The following is a 16,082-nucleotide window of genomic DNA, read 5'->3' on the forward strand; positions in this document are numbered from 1 at the left end:
CCCTAACGCAGCAGCAGGGTGTAGACCTTCGCGAGCCTCTCACCTTCGACGAATCCCACGTCGACCCCCGACACGACAGCCGGTTGGCCCTCCGGCCCGAACTCCCATGCGAGATACGCGAGATCGCCGGCCTCGTAGACCGGGCCGCCCGCACGGAAGACGAAGTCCGGTGCCCCGTCGAGCACTTCCTGTGCCTTCCTGTGGATAGCGTCGTGGCCGATCGCGCTGTCGTCGGGGTCGGTGAACACGACGTCATCGGTGTAGGTGCGGGCGATCGCCGTGGTCCTGCGCTGCGGGTCGCGTTCGGCGAACACCTCGAGCAGATTGGCTCGCATAAGCGATTCGGCTGTAGACATGAAGAGCCCCTTCGAAAGTAAGTGATTTGTCACCTAAATTGAAGCGTTCGCGAGCTCTCGCGTCAAGAGCGCGTGCGGTTCGAGGGGATCAACATCGGAGCGACGGGACGTTCCGTCTCCCTACGCGGCATCGTCAGTGTCATCCGGGTTCCGTTCTCCGGCGACGACCGTTCGATCGTCACGTGTCCACCGTGCGCGGTCATGATGTTCTTGACCACGAACAGTCCGAGCCCGAAGCCCTGCACCGCCTGATCCCGCGCGTGCTGTGTGCGATAGAACCTGTCGAAGACGCGGGTCTGCTCGGAGCGTGTCATCCCGGGCCCGCCGTCGGAGACGCTGATCCGCACGGAGTCGTCGTCGGTGACCTGGGAGACGGTGACGGTGCTCCCGGACGGGCTGAACTTGATCGCGTTGGCGATGAGTTCGTCGAGCGCCTGCGAGATTCTGCCTGCGTCGATGTGGGCGCTGGCCGGTCCGGTCACCGTGTTGTCTAGCGTGACACCGCGCGAACGCGCCTTGTCGGATGCGCGCTGCACGCACGAGGCGACGAGTGCGACGACATCGGTGTCCGCCGGGCGCAGCGTTAGGGCGGTATCGGCGGATCCCGCCATGTAGGAGATCCGCTCGGCCAGGGTGTTCATGTTGCGTCGCACGATCTGGAGGTAGACGAGAGCTTCGGCGTTCGTCGTGGGGTCGAGGTCGTCGGCGATCAGTTCCAGATAGCCGACCACCGAAGTCAGGGGTGTGCGCAGTTCGTGCGAGACGGTGCCGAGAAACTCTTCCCGCACCGAGATGGCGGCGGCGAGCTCGGTGATGTCATAGGCCATGACGACCGTGCCGAGCAGTGCGCCGTCCTCTCGCTCCACTCGGCGCGAGGAGGCCAGGATGGCAGACTGCTGATCCGGTGGGCCGAGCCACTCCAGGTGGTCCTCGAGCAGTTCACCACGGAGCGCCCGCGGGATGATCTGGTCTTCGATGGCGATGGCAGTCTTGCGGTCGGCGGCCAGAACCTGCTCGCCGCCGTACGGCGGCTGGTCGAGCTCGAAGCCGACGGCCCGGGTCATTCCCCTGGCCAGCGCGTTCGACAGCAGCAGCTCGTTGTCGGAGGAGTAGAACGCCACTCCAGCGTTGACGGTGTCGAGAATATTGCGCGACAGGATCTCGTTGTCGAGGGCTCGGCGCAGGGTCACCGTCTGCTCCCGACTGGCTTCCGCGAGCTTTTCGGCATTGCGGCGTAGTTGCAGCGCCGCCAGGTTCACGACCAACGCGATGCCGATGGCGAGAGCGGGAAGCGTGATCACGTTCAACCACTCCACCCCGTTCGACGGCCACGCGCCGCGGTAGATGAACGGGAAGGTGGAGATGAAGCACGCGCCGGCAAGGGCGACGAACACGACCCCGGGACGGAATCCGTAGGCGAGCCAGAGGATGGGGAAGATGACGAGGATGCCGACAGACGGGATGACCTGGATGAGTTCCGTGCGCATAAACGTGACGCCGACGATGTCGGTGATCGCCACAAGGATCATCCACGACGGTGCGATTTTCTCCCACGGGAAGACGAGCATCGACACGGAGGCGAAAAGGATGACGGCGAGCCCGGCGGGCAGAATGAACGACTGGTACGACTCCGGCAGCACGATGGCCGTGGCGATTCCCACGAAGAGAGCGCCCGCCAGCAACGGCAGTTGGGCCTGCAAAAACACCTGGAACCGGCCGGACGGAGTCGCACTCACGTCGAACATTGACATCACGCCGGCCTTTCCAGAATCAGCATCGCTGACACAGGGAACTCTAGCCGCACATGTTCGATCCGCCGCGCCGACGCGTTCGCCATGCTCGGTCAGAGCTTGTAGAAGTCACCGACGAGCGCGACAATGCACACCGCCGGCGCAACCACGAACAACAGGAGTCCGACGCGCAGAAGCGACGTGATCCGGACAGCCGCGCGCCGCGCATCCGAACCAGATGGAAGCGCTGCTGCCGCGAACACCGACACCATGACGCCGCCGAGGAGTGATCCGGCCCAGAAAACCCGCTCCCACCGGTCGACGAGCACGCCGGCGAACCATCCCGAGACGATCACCGACCCGCAGATGATCGCCATTGTCAAAGCGGCGGCGCAGAAGAGCACGGCCGCGTGCCGTTCCAGTTCCGACCGTCGCCGCTCGGCGACGTCATCCGAGTCCATCATCGCGCCCAGTCACCGCGCAGACGGTGATGCTTCAGTCCTTGCCCGCGTGACCGGTCGGGTCGTATTCGAAGGGGGCATCCAGTTCCCCCGCATCGTCAGGCCCACCGGTACCGGGCAGCACCTTTACGTCGTCGGGGTCGATGGCCGGGTCGTCGAACGCCTCGCTGTCGCCCACAGGTTCGCCCTGCTTTGCGGCGATGTCGCGCTCGTTGGTGTCTTGGTATCCGTCGCCCGGAGTTCCCGGTGCTGCTTCGCCGTGTGTGCTCATCGTTAAACCGTAGGTAGGCGGCTCGACACTGGAAACCCATTGCGTTGCAGTGCAGGGCGTGTCTGGCAGCTCGCGATCACCCGCATCCTCACCTCACCTCGGGCCGAGGCCCGACGCCTAGCGCTGCGAAAAGTCCGCCCCGAGAGTTTCGACTTCAGCCCGGTTTCCGCCCTTGCTTTTCGCTACATACATGGCCCGGTCGGCCAGGCGGATGAGCTGCTCGACCGATGCGATGCCTGCCGGTGCGGCGTCGAGGGCGACGCCGATGCTCGCGGTGATCCGGTGGTGGGGGGACAGCTCGGGGAACGGCTCGGCGATCGCCGCACGCGCCCGTTCGGCGATCGCCATCGCGTCGGAACCTGTTGTCGCCTCGATCGTGGCGACGAACTCGTCGCCGCCATAGCGGGCCACGGAGTCGGTCTCGCGGAATATCCCCTTCAACCGTTGGGCGACACGGCCCAACAGCAGGTCTCCCGCGGCGTGGCCGAGTTCGTCGTTGACCTGCTTGAAGCCGTCGAGGTCGAGGAACATGATGGCGGGCGTGCGGGCGACCCCGTGGAACTGCTGTTCGAACAGCCGGCGGTTGGGCAGCCCCGTGGTTTCGTCGAGCATCGCGCTTCGGCGGAGACGCTCCTCCAGTCGCAGACGGGTGAAGACCTGCGCCGCCTGCTGGGCGAGGGCGCGAATCAACGGTTCCGCCTGCTCGTCGAAGGTGCGCCGGTTGGCGAAGTAGCAGGCCACGGTCCCGATCTGCGAGTCATGGTCGGTGATCGGGGACACCAGGACCGAGTGGACCCCGCTCGCTCGGAAAACGTCGGCGATCCCCACTCCGGGCAGGTATTGTTCCGCCTCTTCTGGATCCGTGATGGCGAGGATCTGTCCGAGCTGCATCGTCCGTGCTCCGGTCGGCGGCGCCTCGGTCGGCCATCGATCGACCAGCGGGTTCGTCCCGCCGATCAGCGAGAATTCCGTTCCGTCTGCGACATGCACGCTCGACCAGTCCGCGCGGAACGTCCGGCGAGCGGTTTCGGCGAGTTGCTCGGCCAACTCGGGGGCGGTCACCGAGTTAGCGAAGCTCACCGATGCGGCGAGCAGCAGCTGCAGACGCTCGCTCTGGCGCAGTGCGGCGAGATGCGCACGTTCGGCGTCGTCGTCGAGACGCAGTTGGCGGCTGGCGTCGACGACGGCCACGACGGTGTTGCCGTTCTCGATCTTGTTCGACGCCAGGAGCAGCGGTCGGGCGCCCGCTTCCGCCGGCCGAAGGACGGCTGTCCGCGGGATGAGACCGGTGCCTCCCGCGGCGACAGTGAGCGCTTCGGCTAGTTCGGATTCGCCGACCCCGAACACATCGGAGAGGTGGTTTCCCACGACGCTCTGGGCGGAAAGAGAGAACCAGCGGGCGAACAGATCGTTCGCGTCGACGATGATGCCGGCGGCTGTCAGTTCAAGGAGTCCAATAGGGGCATAGTTCGCTACCGGATCGTGCACTTTCCCCCGCCTACCTGCACTTCCTGTGCGCAGGTAAAGCATCTCGTTTTCGTTGTCCGACGTCAATTCCGCCGCGGAGCGTCAGGACTTACGAGGCAGCCAGTACTCCCCGAGCCATTCCAAGAACTGCTGCGCCTCGTTGTCGGCGTGCTCCAACCGGGTCCGGCCCGACCGGGCGAAGAAGTCCTCGAACCCGTCGAGCCGTTCTAGGGAGTCGCCGGCCGCGGCCTGGAACCCCATCGTCCACTGCGGGAACTGGCGTGACCAGATCTGCTTCTGCCTCATCGTGTGCACGTCACGGTGCCGGGGGTCCGCGGCGATTGCGGCAACCCGGGCGAGAAGGATCTCGTCGTCGCCCTCCACGATCTGCACGAAGCGGCCGCGGTGATACAGCAGCATTCCGGTGATGCCGTCACGCGCGTTGTTCACCCGTGAGACCGCGAGGATCCCCTCGATGTCTTCGGCCGTCATCGGCGCGCTCGCGACGCTCACGTATGCGATGGACAGCATTGCGACCCCCCGGGGCTCGGCGTCGGCGGCGGGCCGGCGGTTCGTCCAATACTCACACACGACGGGCAGACACATGTCGCTTAAAACGAAAAAGCCCCGGATGTCCGGGGCTATCGTCTCGCTAAAGCTGGGGTACCTGGACTCGAACCAAGAACAAAAGAATCAGAATCTTCCGTGTTGCCAATTACACCATACCCCACAGTCCCCAACCGAAGCTCGGGCCGACGGTCTACTTTAGCCCATACCCGGCCAGAGTAAAAACCGAGTCGGTTCCGACCCGGCCGGGGGTCAGGCGAGCAGGTCGCGGTTGAGCGCCGCGGCCAGTTTCGCGCCGGCACCGGCCGCGACGATGAGCTGCTGCGGTCCCGGCGCGGTCGAGTCGCCGGCCGCATAGACGCCGGGCACCGAGGTGCGTCCGCCGCCGTCGACGACGAGGTAGCCGTCCGCGTCTGCCTCGAGTCCGAGCGAGTCGACGTAGGCCAGGTTGGGGGCGTAGACGGGTCGCACGAACGCGGCGACCCGCGGCACGGTCTCTCCGTCAGCGAGGGTGACTCCGGTGAGGCCGCTACGGTCCCCCGTGACATCCGCAACCTGTCGTCTGTCGACCCGGATACCGCGCTCGGCGAGGCGGGCCTCGTCCGCTTCGCCGATGAGTCCGATTCCGTTCGTGAAGACGATGAGGTCGCGGCTCCACTGCGAGATGAGGATGGCGCGCTCGGCCAGGTCGTCGGTCTCGCCGATGAGGGCGATCGGCTTGTCGGCGTACTCGTAGGCGTCGCACTCGACGCAGCTGTGCACCGTGGTTCCGTAGAACTGGCGCAGACTGGGCAGCGCGGGGAACTTCTCGGTGAGGCCGGTGGTGATGACGATCGTACGGGTGGTGATGGATGTCGCGCCGTACGCCACCACGAACCCGTCGGCTTCGCGCGTCACCGAGGTGACCACCGCCTTCTCGAACGACGCCTCGGGATAGGCTTCCAGCTCTTCGCGTCCGAGGCGGCGCAGCTCGAGCGGCGGGATGCCGTCGCGCGTGACGAAGCCGTGGGCGGCGAACGTCGCCGCGTTGCGCGGGCGGTTGCTGTCGAGCACGTGCGTGGTGCGGCGGGCTCGCGCGAGGTTGAGCGCGGCGCTGAGTCCGGCGGGACCGCCGCCGATCACGACGACCTCTCGATCGAAACTCACAGCTGGGCCCGCAGGTTCCGCAGGCGGGTGAGGCTCGACTCCTTGCCGAGCAGCTCCATCGACTCGAACAGCGGCGGGCTGATGCGCTTGCCGCTGATGGCGGAACGCAGCGGCCCGAACGCGATGCGCGGCTTGAGCTCGAGGCCCTCGATCAGCGCGGCACGCAGCGCGGCCTCGATGGCCTCGTGGTTCCACGCGGTGACGTCGCCGAGGGCGGCGATGGAGGCGTCGAGCACGGCGGCACCCGCGTCGCCCGGCATCGCGTCGGCGTCGACGACGATCGCGCCGTCGCTGAGGAAGAGGAAGCCGAGCAGGGCCGGGGCCTCGCCGAGCAGCTGCATGCGCTCCTGCACGAGCGGGGTCGCGCGGCGCAGCAGGTCGCGGTGCTCGTCGCTGGCGACGAGGCTGCCGAGATAGGGCTCGATGCGGGCGGCTAGGTCGTCGACCGCGAGCAGCCGGATGTGGTCGCCGTTGATCGACTCCGCCTTCTTCAGGTCGAAGCGTGCCGGGTTCGGGTTCACGTCGGTGACGTCGAACGCGGCGACCATCTCCTCGGAGGAGAAGACGTCGCGGTCGTGCGAGAGCGACCAGCCGAGCAGCGACAGGTAGTTGAGCAGCCCCTCGGGAACGAAGCCGCGCTCCCGGTGGTGGAACAGGTTCGACTCGGGGTCGCGCTTGGAGAGCTTCTTGTTGTTCTCGCCCATGACGTAGGGCAGGTGGCCGAAGCGCGGGATGAACTCGGTGACACCGATCTCGATCAGAGCGGTGTACAGGGCGATCTGGCGCGGGGTCGACGAGAGCAGGTCCTCGCCACGCAGCACGTGCGTGATGCCCATCAACGCGTCATCCACGGGGTTCACGAACGTGTAGAGCGGAGCACCGTTGGGGCGCACGACCACGAAGTCGGTGAAAGAGCCGGCCGGGAAGGTGATCTCGCCGCGCACGAGGTCGTCGAAGCTGAGGTCGGTGTCCGGAACGCGCAGGCGCAGGGCCGGGCTGCGGCCCTCGGCCTTGAACGCCGCGATCTGCTCGGGCGTGAGGTCGCGCTCGAAGTTGTCGTAGCCCTGCTTGGGGTCGCGACCGGCGGCGATGTTGCGGGCCTCGATCTCCTCGCCGGTGGCGAAGCTCTCGTAGAGGTGGCCGGAGGCCTTGAGCTGCGCGATCACGCCGAGGTAGATGTCGCTGCGCTGCGACTGGCGGTAGGGCTCGTGCGGCCCGCCGGTCTCCACGCCCTCGTCCCAGGTGAGCCCGAGCCAGCGCATGGCGTCGAGCAGCTGGGTGTAGCTCTCTTCACTGTCGCGCGCGGCGTCGGTGTCTTCGATGCGGAACACGAGCTTGCCGCCGGTGTGGCGCGCGTAGGCCCAGTTGAAGAGAGCGGTTCGGATGAGACCGACGTGCGGGGTCCCGGTGGGCGACGGGCAGAATCGCACGCGCACATCGGCACCGGCAGCGGTGGAGAAGGTGGCAGACATATCGCCCCAATCCTACCGGCGCGAGAGGAGCCGCAGCCGGATCGCCAGCACGACGGTCACGGTCACGATAACGAGGGCGAGCGAGGCGAGTCCCGAGTAGCCGAGCAGGGCGAGCACGGGCCCGGCGAGCGCGCCGCCCAAAGCTCCCGCGATGTTCATCGCCAGGTCGGACCGGCCCTGCAGGATCGACCGCCGCTCGGCCGCGACCGACTCGGCGAGCAGGGCGGAACCGGCGACGGTCGACGCGCTCCAACCGAGCCCGAGCAGCACGAGTCCGACAGTGACGCCGGTCTGGCTGTCGGCAGCCACGGCGACGGTGACGAGTGCCGCGACGAAGATGCCCTGGCCCAACAGGATCACCGGCACCCGCCCCGCGCGGTCGGCCAGCGCGCCGAAGACGGGCGAGAGCAGGTACATGCCCGCGATGTGCAGGCTGATGACGAGGCCGATGATGGTGATGGATGATCCGTGGCCGCTCAAATGCACCGGGGTCATCGACATCACCGAGACCATCACCGCGTGGCTGAGCGCCACGGCCGTGATCGCGAACGCGGCGCGGCGCGGGCTGCCGACCGCGGGCGCCACCGACGAGGGGGTGGCGGGCGCGGCATCCAGCTCCTGGCGCAGCAGCAGGGGGTCTGGGCGCAGTCCGACGACGTAGACGACCGCCGCGACGATCTGCGCGACGACGGTGAAGACGAACGAGCCGGCGAGCGGCGGCAGACCGAGGGCCGCGCCGACCGACTCCCCCGGTCCCACGAGGTTGGGGCCGACGATGGCGCCGAGCGACGTCGCCCAGACCACGAGCGACAGGTCGCGCGCCCGGTGCTTCGAGCTCGCGAGGTCGGTGGCGGCGAACCGGGACTGCAGGGCGACGGCGGTTCCGCTGCCCAGCAGGGCGAGGGCGAGCAACAGCAACGGGAAGGAGTCGACGACCACGCTCGTGATCGTGACGACGGCGCCGAGTGCCGCTACCAGCGCGCCGACCGTGAGTGCGACGCGGCGACCGCGGGCCCGGGCGAGTCGCGCGAGCGGGATGGCGGCCGCCGCGGCACCCAGCGTGGTCATGGTCGCCGCCATGCCGCTCCAGGCCGGCGAACCGGAGAGTTCGGCGGCGATGATCGCGCCGAGCGAGAGGCCGGCGCCGAGACCGAGTCCGCCGAGCACCTGCCCGACGGATAGCAACGCTACCGAGCGACGCTGGGTCGCGCGGTAGTCGTCGAGCGAGGTCATGCGCGAGGGCGGGTGGTGTTTCCGAGGGTGCCGATGCCGCTGATGCCGACCTCGACGAACTGGCCGGGCGCGATGTCACCGGAGCCTGCCGGGGATCCGGTCATGATGATGTCGCCGGGCAGGAGGGTCCAGATGCCGGAGGCGAACGCGACGAGTTCGGCGACGGTGTTCTTCATGTCGCCCGTCGAGCCGGAGAGGCGGTTCTCCCCCTCGACCCTGGTCGTGATCGTGGCGTTCGACGCGTCGAACTCGGTCTCGATGATCGGGCCGATCGGCGCGAACGTGTCGTAGCCCTTCGCCCGCGACTGCTGGCCGGCCTCGCCCATGAGGTCGATCGCCGTCACGTCATTGCCGACCGTGTAACCGAAGACGAAGTCGGTGGCGTCGTCGGCCGAGACGTTCTTGGCGATGCGGCCGATCACCACGACGAGCTCGCCCTCGTGCACGATCGTTCCGGCATCGGACGGCAGCAGGATCGGGTCGCCTGGGCCGACCACCGAGGTGTTCGGCTTGAGGAAGAGCAGCGGGGCGGCGTCGGTGTCCTCGTCGGGGTTCGCCGGGTAGTTACCCTCGACCGCGATCACCTTCGAGCGCGGGATGACCGGGGCGAGCAGCCGCACCGACGCGATCGGCACGCGCTCCTCGGTCGTGTCGAACCCGCTGAACATCGGGTCGCCCTCGAGCACGACGATCTCGTCGCCGTCGACGATGCCGAAACGGGGGTCCCCACCAGTGCTGAAGCGCGCGATTTTCACGCTGTCAACCATAGCGAAGCTGCGCGGCCCGCCCACCGCACGGGGTTAGCGTGGGACGCATGGAACATAGATATCTCGGAAACAGCGGCCTCAAGGTCTCGGAAATCACCTACGGAAACTGGCTGACCCACGGGTCGCAGGTCGAGAACGAGGTCGCGACCCGCTGCGTGCACGCCGCCCTCGACGCCGGCATCACCACCTTCGACACCGCGGACACCTACGCGAACACCGCCGCGGAGCAGGTTCTCGGCGACGCGCTCAAGGGCCAGCGCCGCCAGTCGCTCGAGATCTTCACCAAGGTCTACTTCCCGACCGGGCCGAAGGGGCCGAACGACACCGGGCTCAGCCGCAAGCACATCCGCGAGTCGATCGACGCCTCGCTCGTGCGCCTCGGCACCGAGTACGTCGACCTCTACCAGGCACACCGTTACGACTACGAGACCCCGCTCGAAGAGACCATGCAGGCGTTCGCGCAGGTCGTCCACCAGGGCAAGGCGCTCTACATCGGCGTTTCCGAGTGGTCGGCCGAGCAGCTGCGCGCCGGCCACCAGCTCGCCACCGAGCTCGGCATCCAGCTGATCTCGAACCAGCCGCAGTACTCCGCGCTCTGGCGCGTGATCGAGGCCGAGGTCGTGCCCACGTCGGTCGAGCTCGGCATCAGCCAGATCGTCTGGTCGCCGGTCGCGCAGGGTGTGCTCACCGGCAAGTACAAGCCCGGAGCCGAGCTTCCCGAGGGAACGCGGGCGACGGATGCCGCGGGAGGAGCCGACATGATCGGATCGTGGCTGCGCGACGAGGTGCTCGAGGGCGTACAGAAGCTCGAGCCGATCGCCGCCGAGAACGGGCTCACGATGGCGCAGCTCGCCGTGGCCTGGGTGCTGCAGAACGACAACGTGGCGTCGGCGATCATCGGGGCGTCGCGTCCCGAGCAGGTGACTGACAACGTGAAGGCGTCCGGCGTGAAGCTCTCCACCGACACGCTCGCCGCGATCGACGCGGCCATCGGCGGCGTCGCCGAGAAGGACGCGTCCCTCACCGTCGGCCGCTCGCCGAAGACCCGCTAGCCGCGGTCGCCGCCCGGTGCGCGGCGTATTTTCGCTGGCGCGCTCGAATGTTCGGGCGCGCCGATGAAAAAACGCAGCGCGAGCCGGCGGCGCTGCCGTTCGGCTCGAGTGCGGGCGTGCGAACAAGCGCACTCGAGCCAGACGGGCGCACCCGGTTTCGAGACCGCCGCGGGCGGCGCGCTAGACCGGCTGAGCTAACGGTAGGCGGCGATGGTGAAGCTGATTGCGATAGTCAGCAACCCAGCGGCCCAGAATGTCGCCGGGGGTGCCCAGAAAACAGGGTCCAGCCAGAACGGGCGACTCGTCGCCGCGCCCGACGACCTTCGCTCGCGGCGACGTTCTGTCCCCTTGCTGACCATCTGAATGGCCAGCTGGATGCAACCGAAAAGGAGGAGGGTCGCCCCGAAGCCACTCATGAACCCGAGGCGAATCTGCCGAGTATGGCCATCACAATCCATAGAAATCCGAGAACCACCCACCCGGCCGCTATCACACGCACCAAGACGGGATGAAAAAATTGCCTGGCCGCTCTCGACTCCCCGTAGATGCGCCTATTGAGGGTCGACATAACCCTGACGAATGGTCCGGCATGAATGAAAATGGCGATCCCGGCGATGAAGACGACTCCGCCGACGATCAGGCCGATCGCGTTGTCGAACGTCATCTATTCGTCGCCTTTCTTAGGGTGTGAACGGCGGCGCTGCCGTCTGGCTCGAGTGCGGACGTGCGAGCGGGCGCACCCGAGCCAGACGGGCGCACCCGGCCTCGAGACGGCCGGCGCCCTACGCGTCGAGGCGCATCATCCAGCCGTGCACGTCGTCGCGACGCCCGTACTGGATGTCGGTCAGTTCCTCGCGCAGTGACAGCGTGAGTTCGCCAGCGGGCGCATCCGCACTGCCGATCTCGAAGTCTGCGCTCTTGACGAGCGCGATCGGCGTGACCACCGCGGCGGTCCCGCAGGCGAAGGCCTCGACGATGTCGCCGGATGCCGCGCCCTCACGCCACTCCTCGAGGCTGACGCGTCGGCGCTCCACCGTGTGGCCGCGGTCTTCGGCGAGCTGCAGGATCGAGTCGCGCGTGATGCCCTCGAGGATCGAGTCGGACTCGGGCGTGACGAGGGTGCCGTCCTTGTAGACCAGCACGACGTTCATGCCGCCGAGCTCTTCGAGGTAGGTGCCCTCTTCACTGTCGAGGAACAGCACCTGGTCGCAGCCGTTGTCGTAGGCCTCCGCCTGGGCGACGAGCGAGGAGGCGTAGTTGCCGCCGGTCTTGGCCGCACCCGTTCCGCCCTTGCCGGCGCGCGAGTAGTTCGTCGACAGCCAGACCTTGATCGGCACCACTCCGCCCGACGCGAAATAGGGTCCGGCCGGGCTGGCGATCACGTAGTAGTTGACCTTCTCGGCCGGGCGCACACCGAGGAACGCCTCCTTGGCGAACATGAACGGACGCAGGTAGAGGCTCGTGTCGGGTTCCGACGGCACCCAGGCGTGGTCGGCCTTGATGATCTCCTTGAGCGAGTCGATGAAGTACTCGGTGGGGAGTTCGGGCATCGCCATGCGGCGCGCGGAACGCTGCATCCGCTCGGCGTTCTTTTCCGGACGGAAGGTCCAGATCGAGCCGTCCGCGTGACGGTAGGCCTTCATGCCCTCGAAGACCTCCTGGCCGTAGTGCAGCACGGCCGCGGCCGGGTCGAGGGCGATCGGGCCGTACGGCTGCACGCGCGGGCGGTGCCAGCTGCCACGCGCCGACCAGCAGATGTCGACCATGTGGTCGGTGAAGTGCTTGCCGAACCCCGGGTCGGCGAGGATCTCCATGCGCTCCATCTCCGACTTGGCCTCGGGGTTGGTGGAGCGCAGGAACTGCAGGGTGGTTGGCGCGAGGAGGTTCTTGATCATGCTGGCTGGTCCTGTCGGGTCGGTGAACTAATTCTTGGTGAGCGAGGCCGCGATGGCGTCGCCGATCTGCGCCGTGCTGCGCGGCGTGGAGCCACGGGCGGCGAGATCGGCAGACACGGCTGCGGAGACGCGAGCCGAGGCATCCGTCTGCCCGATGTGCTCGAGCAACAGGGCCACGGAGAGGATCGCTGCGGTGGGATCGGCTTTCTGCTGGCCGGCGATGTCGGGGGCCGATCCGTGGACCGGCTCGAACATGCTCGGGAAGGTTCCGTCCGGGTTGATGTTGCCGGAGGCGGCCAGTCCGATTCCGCCGCTGATAGCGGCAGCAAGATCGGTGATGATGTCGCCGAAGAGGTTGTCCGTGACGATGGTGTCAAACCTACCCGGATTCGTGACCAGGAATATAGTCACCGCGTCGATGTGCAGGTAGTCGACGGCCACGTCGGGGTATTCCAACGCGACCCGGTCGACGGTGCGCTGCCAGAGCGAGCCGGCGAAGACGAGCACGTTGGTCTTGTGCACGAGGGTGAGTTTTTTTGCGGGTCTGGATGACGCGGTCTCGAAGCCAAACCGCACGAGACGTTCCACGCCGAAGGCCGTGTTCACGGAGATCTCGTTGGCCACCTCGGCGGGCGTGCCCACGCGGATGGCGCCGCCGTTGCCGACGTACGGCCCCTCGGTGCCCTCGCGCACGACCACGAAGTCGACGTGTCCCGGGTTCGCGAGCGGCGACTCGACGCTGGGGAACAGCATGGTCGGACGCAGGTTCACGTAGTGGTCGAGCGCGAACCGCAGCTTGAGCAGCAGGCCCCGCTCGATGATGCCGCCCTTGAGCCGCGGGTCGCGCGGGTCGCCGCCGACCGCGCCGAGCAGGATCGCGTCGTGCTGCTTGAGCGCGTCGAGATCGGCGTCGTCGAGAATGCGTCCCGTCTCGAGGAAGTGCCCCGCGCCGAAGGGGTACTCGGTGGCGGCGACGTCGACGTCGGAGTCGACCGCGGCCCGCAGCACCTTCAGGGCTTCGGCGATGACTTCGGGTCCGATGCCGTCTCCGGGAATGACGGCGAGATTGAGGGAAGTGGGCATTGGTAAAGCGTACTGCCCGGCGGTGTTTCACCCCATAGCAGCGCGGACGCGACGCGCGCAAGGTGGTGTCGCTGTGGGGTGAAAGCGCTTCGTGTCGCTATTCTGAGCGCATGAGTATTGGAAGCGGTATTGCCCTGTTCGTAATCGGCGCGATTCTGGCGTTCGCCGTCAATGTGCAGATGGACTGGATCAACCTCGACATCATCGGCTACGTGCTGATGGGTGCCGGAGTCCTGATCTTCATCCTCGGCCTCGTGCTGATGACCCGTAAGCGCCAGTCGACCACCACGGTGCGCTCGAACGTCGATCCCGCCAGCGGCGAGGCCGTTCAGCAGCGCTCGACGATCACGCCGAACGACACGATCTAAGTTCCACCAGCGATTCGGTCGCTGAGCCCGTCGAAGCGCCCCCACCCGGGTGCCCTTCGACAAGCTCAGGGACCGTTTCGTCGTTAACCCCGCACCTTCCGCAGTGTGACCAGCGTCACGGTGATCGCGACGGCCATCAGCGCCACCGCCACCCATGACGTGGTCACCACGCCGAAGTCGAACGCCGCCCGCGCCGACTCGAGCAGCCGCTCGCCGAGGTCGTCCGGCAGCGTCGACGCCACCTCGACCGCCCCGCCGAGAGTCTCCTTAGCGGCGCTGGCGTCGGCGCCGCCCACCCCGTCGGGGATCACGATCGACGTGCGGTACGACGCGGCGAGGATGCTGCCGAGCACCGCCGTGCCGAGGACCGCGCCGATCTCGTAGGCGGTCTCGGAAACACCGGATGCGGCTCCCGCCTTCGCCGACGGAACGCTCGAGATGATGAGGTCGTTCGAGAGCGTCTCCGCGGCGCCGATTCCGGCGCCGAGCACACAGAACGCGACGATGAGGCTGACGATCGTGGCATCCGCGCCGATCAGCGCGATCGACGCGTACGCTCCGAGCGACAGGGCGAGACCGCCCGCCATGATGAAGCCGGGGCGGATGCGGCGCACGAGCGGCACGACCAGCAGGCCGGCGACGATGATCACGACGGTGCCGGGAACGAGCGCCATCGCGGCGTCGAACGGTGTCATGGCGAGCACGAGCTGCAGGTGCTGGGTGAGGAAGAACAGGAAGCCCACGAGCGAGAAGACGCTCACCAGGTTGACGACGACGGCACCGCTGAAGGCGGGGACGCGGAACAGCTTCATGTCGAGCATGGGGTTCTCGCGACCGAGCAGTCGACGCACGAACAGTACTCCCGCGGCCACGCCCACGAGAACGAGCGCGACCGGCAGCACGCCGAGACCCTCGGTCGCGAACGACTTGATCGCGTAGACGATGGGCGCGAGCGCGGCCATCGACAGCAGGATGCTCGGCAGGTCGAACGGGCCGGGCGACGGGTCCTTCGACTCGCGGACGAGGATGGGGGCGAGGATCAGCAGCGGCAGCAGAACGGGCACCGCGACGAGGAAGGTCGAGCCCCACCAGAAGTTCTCGAGCAGCAGCCCGCCGACGATCGGGCCGATCGCCGAATCGGCCGAGAAGCCCGTGGCCCAGATGGCGATGGCGAGGCGGCGCTCCCTGCGGTCGGTGAAGATCGTGCGCAGCAGCGAGAGCGTGGAGGGCATGAGCATGGCACCGAAGAATCCGAGCAGGACGCGGGCCGCGATGAGCCAGGTCGCATCCGGGGCGAAGGCGGCGACGATCGAGACGACTCCGAAGCCCACGGATCCGATCATGAGCATGCGGCGGCGGCCGTAGCGGTCGCCGAGGTTGCCCATGGCTACGAGCAGGCCGGCGAGCACGAGCGGGTAGGCGTCGACGATCCAGAGCTGGGCGGCGGCGCTGGGCAGCAGGTCCCGGGCGATGTGCGGCAGGGCGAAGCTCAGCACGGTGTTGTCGATCGACACCAGCAGCACCGGCAGCATGAGCACGGCGAGGGCGGCCCAGCGCTGGGGCGTGGCAATAACGCGGGGTTCTTCGAGGGTGCTCATGGCATTTACTGTACCGTCTGGACGGTACAGCGATCAAGCCCGCGCGACTACGCTTGAGGGCATGGTCCAGAAGACGTCAGCCAAGGAGTCGGTGCTCGACGCGTTCGAACGCGTGGTGATCGAGCGCGGCGAGCGGGCCGCCACCCTCGAGGCCGTGGCCGTCGAGGCGGGCGTCTCGAAGGGCGGCCTGCTCTACCACTTCGGTGCGAAGAAAGACCTCGTCGAGGGGCTGGTCGCGCGAATGGACGCGCTCGCGGCGGCCGATCTCGAGCAGTTGGCGGCGGCCACCGACGGGATCGTGAGCCGGTTCATCCGCTCGTCCGTCGTCGTCGGAACCCCCTTCGACAGCACCTACATCGCGATGACCCGGCTGGCGCAGTCGGGGTTGTACCCCGAAGCGAACGCCGCGCTCGCGAGCGTGGAACACGGCTGGCGCACGCTCATCGAGGAAGCCGTGGGCGACCCCGCGGTGGCGCGGCTCGTGCTGCTCGTCGGCGACGGGCTGTACTACAACGCGGCGCTGTTCCCGTTCGACAAGCTGCCGACGCCGCGCACCGAGCTCGACGACGTCATCGCCGCGATCGAAGAGCTGGCGCGCTCGCGTAAGGCCTGACCG

General features: G+C 67.6%; 17 protein-coding genes and 1 tRNA gene. 3 read left to right on the top strand and 15 right to left on the bottom strand.

Features of this window, described 5'->3' with window-relative positions; translation table 11 throughout:
- Window positions 1–2: 2 nt before the first annotated feature.
- The 11 genes from IEV96_RS07910 to IEV96_RS07960 all read right to left on the bottom strand — a co-directional run bounded on the left by IEV96_RS07910 (window position 3) and on the right by IEV96_RS07960 (window position 9,458).
- Complete coding sequence (locus IEV96_RS07910) at window positions 3–356, bottom strand: nuclear transport factor 2 family protein (RefSeq protein ID WP_188510088.1); 354 nt, start codon at window positions 354–356, stop codon at window positions 3–5.
- Between the two features lie 62 nt (window positions 357–418).
- A complete protein-coding gene (locus IEV96_RS07915; protein WP_229733381.1) occupies window positions 419–2,107 on the bottom strand; it encodes a sensor histidine kinase in 1,689 nt (562 codons plus the stop codon).
- Between the two features lie 92 nt (window positions 2,108–2,199).
- A complete protein-coding gene (locus IEV96_RS07920) occupies window positions 2,200–2,550 on the bottom strand; it encodes a hypothetical protein (protein ID WP_188510090.1) in 351 nt (116 codons plus the stop codon).
- A gap of 31 nt (window positions 2,551–2,581) precedes the next feature.
- Window positions 2,582–2,818, bottom strand: a complete 237-nt coding sequence (locus tag IEV96_RS07925) for a hypothetical protein (RefSeq protein ID WP_188510091.1) — start codon at window positions 2,816–2,818, stop codon at window positions 2,582–2,584.
- Between the two features lie 117 nt (window positions 2,819–2,935).
- Window positions 2,936–4,306 carry a GGDEF domain-containing protein gene (locus IEV96_RS07930; RefSeq protein WP_188510092.1) on the bottom strand — a complete coding sequence of 457 codons (1,371 nt, stop codon included), beginning with the start codon at window positions 4,304–4,306 and terminating at the stop codon, window positions 2,936–2,938.
- Window positions 4,307–4,387: 81 nt separating this feature from the next.
- Window positions 4,388–4,816 (bottom strand): BLUF domain-containing protein, encoded by a 429-nt coding sequence (locus IEV96_RS07935; RefSeq protein ID WP_188510093.1) that lies wholly within the window; start codon window positions 4,814–4,816, stop codon window positions 4,388–4,390.
- A 127-nt stretch (window positions 4,817–4,943) separates the two neighbouring features.
- Window positions 4,944–5,015, bottom strand: a tRNA-Gln gene (locus IEV96_RS07940).
- 89 nt (window positions 5,016–5,104) lie between these two features.
- A complete protein-coding gene (locus tag IEV96_RS07945; RefSeq protein ID WP_188510094.1) occupies window positions 5,105–5,998 on the bottom strand; it encodes an NAD(P)/FAD-dependent oxidoreductase in 894 nt (297 codons plus the stop codon).
- Window positions 5,995–7,470 carry a glutamate--tRNA ligase gene (gltX, locus tag IEV96_RS07950; protein ID WP_188510095.1) on the bottom strand — a complete coding sequence of 492 codons (1,476 nt, stop codon included), beginning with the start codon at window positions 7,468–7,470 and terminating at the stop codon, window positions 5,995–5,997. The genes IEV96_RS07945 and gltX overlap by 4 nt, the downstream gene beginning before the upstream one ends.
- Before the next feature lie 12 nt (window positions 7,471–7,482).
- A complete protein-coding gene (locus tag IEV96_RS07955; protein WP_188510096.1) occupies window positions 7,483–8,703 on the bottom strand; it encodes an MFS transporter in 1,221 nt (406 codons plus the stop codon).
- Window positions 8,700–9,458: a fumarylacetoacetate hydrolase family protein gene (locus IEV96_RS07960; protein WP_188510097.1), complete on the bottom strand. Its 759-nt coding sequence runs from the start codon at window positions 9,456–9,458 to the stop codon at window positions 8,700–8,702. The genes IEV96_RS07955 and IEV96_RS07960 overlap by 4 nt, the downstream gene beginning before the upstream one ends.
- 59 nt (window positions 9,459–9,517) lie before the next feature.
- Here IEV96_RS07960 and IEV96_RS07965 point away from each other — a divergent pair, with 59 nt between their 5' ends.
- Complete coding sequence (locus IEV96_RS07965; RefSeq protein WP_188510098.1) at window positions 9,518–10,522, top strand: aldo/keto reductase family protein; 1,005 nt, start codon at window positions 9,518–9,520, stop codon at window positions 10,520–10,522.
- A gap of 412 nt (window positions 10,523–10,934) precedes the next feature.
- Here the strand turns inward: IEV96_RS07965 and IEV96_RS07970 are convergent, their stop codons facing one another.
- The 3 genes from IEV96_RS07970 to IEV96_RS07980 form a co-directional block, all read right to left on the bottom strand.
- Window positions 10,935–11,186, bottom strand: coding sequence for a hypothetical protein (locus tag IEV96_RS07970; RefSeq protein WP_188510099.1), 252 nt, complete (start codon window positions 11,184–11,186; stop codon window positions 10,935–10,937).
- Between the two features lie 118 nt (window positions 11,187–11,304).
- A complete protein-coding gene (locus tag IEV96_RS07975) occupies window positions 11,305–12,417 on the bottom strand; it encodes a branched-chain amino acid aminotransferase (RefSeq protein ID WP_188510100.1) in 1,113 nt (370 codons plus the stop codon).
- Between the two features lie 27 nt (window positions 12,418–12,444).
- A complete protein-coding gene (locus IEV96_RS07980) occupies window positions 12,445–13,500 on the bottom strand; it encodes a 3-isopropylmalate dehydrogenase (RefSeq protein ID WP_188510101.1) in 1,056 nt (351 codons plus the stop codon).
- A 110-nt stretch (window positions 13,501–13,610) separates the two neighbouring features.
- Here IEV96_RS07980 and IEV96_RS07985 point away from each other — a divergent pair, with 110 nt between their 5' ends.
- Window positions 13,611–13,868, top strand: coding sequence for a DUF6458 family protein (locus IEV96_RS07985; protein WP_188510102.1), 258 nt, complete (start codon window positions 13,611–13,613; stop codon window positions 13,866–13,868).
- 83 nt (window positions 13,869–13,951) lie between these two features.
- On the opposite strand, the gene IEV96_RS07990 is transcribed toward IEV96_RS07985, so the two are convergent.
- On the bottom strand, window positions 13,952–15,466 hold the full coding sequence (locus IEV96_RS07990) for an MFS transporter (protein ID WP_188510103.1): 1,515 nt from the start codon (window positions 15,464–15,466) through the stop codon (window positions 13,952–13,954).
- A gap of 61 nt (window positions 15,467–15,527) precedes the next feature.
- Between IEV96_RS07990 and IEV96_RS07995 the strand changes: the two genes are divergently transcribed.
- Window positions 15,528–16,079, top strand: a complete 552-nt coding sequence (locus IEV96_RS07995; RefSeq protein WP_188510104.1) for a TetR/AcrR family transcriptional regulator — start codon at window positions 15,528–15,530, stop codon at window positions 16,077–16,079.
- Window positions 16,080–16,082: the final 3 nt, after the last annotated feature.

This window comes from Conyzicola nivalis (assembly GCF_014639655.1).
Lineage (GTDB): Bacteria > Actinomycetota > Actinomycetes > Actinomycetales > Microbacteriaceae > Conyzicola > Conyzicola nivalis.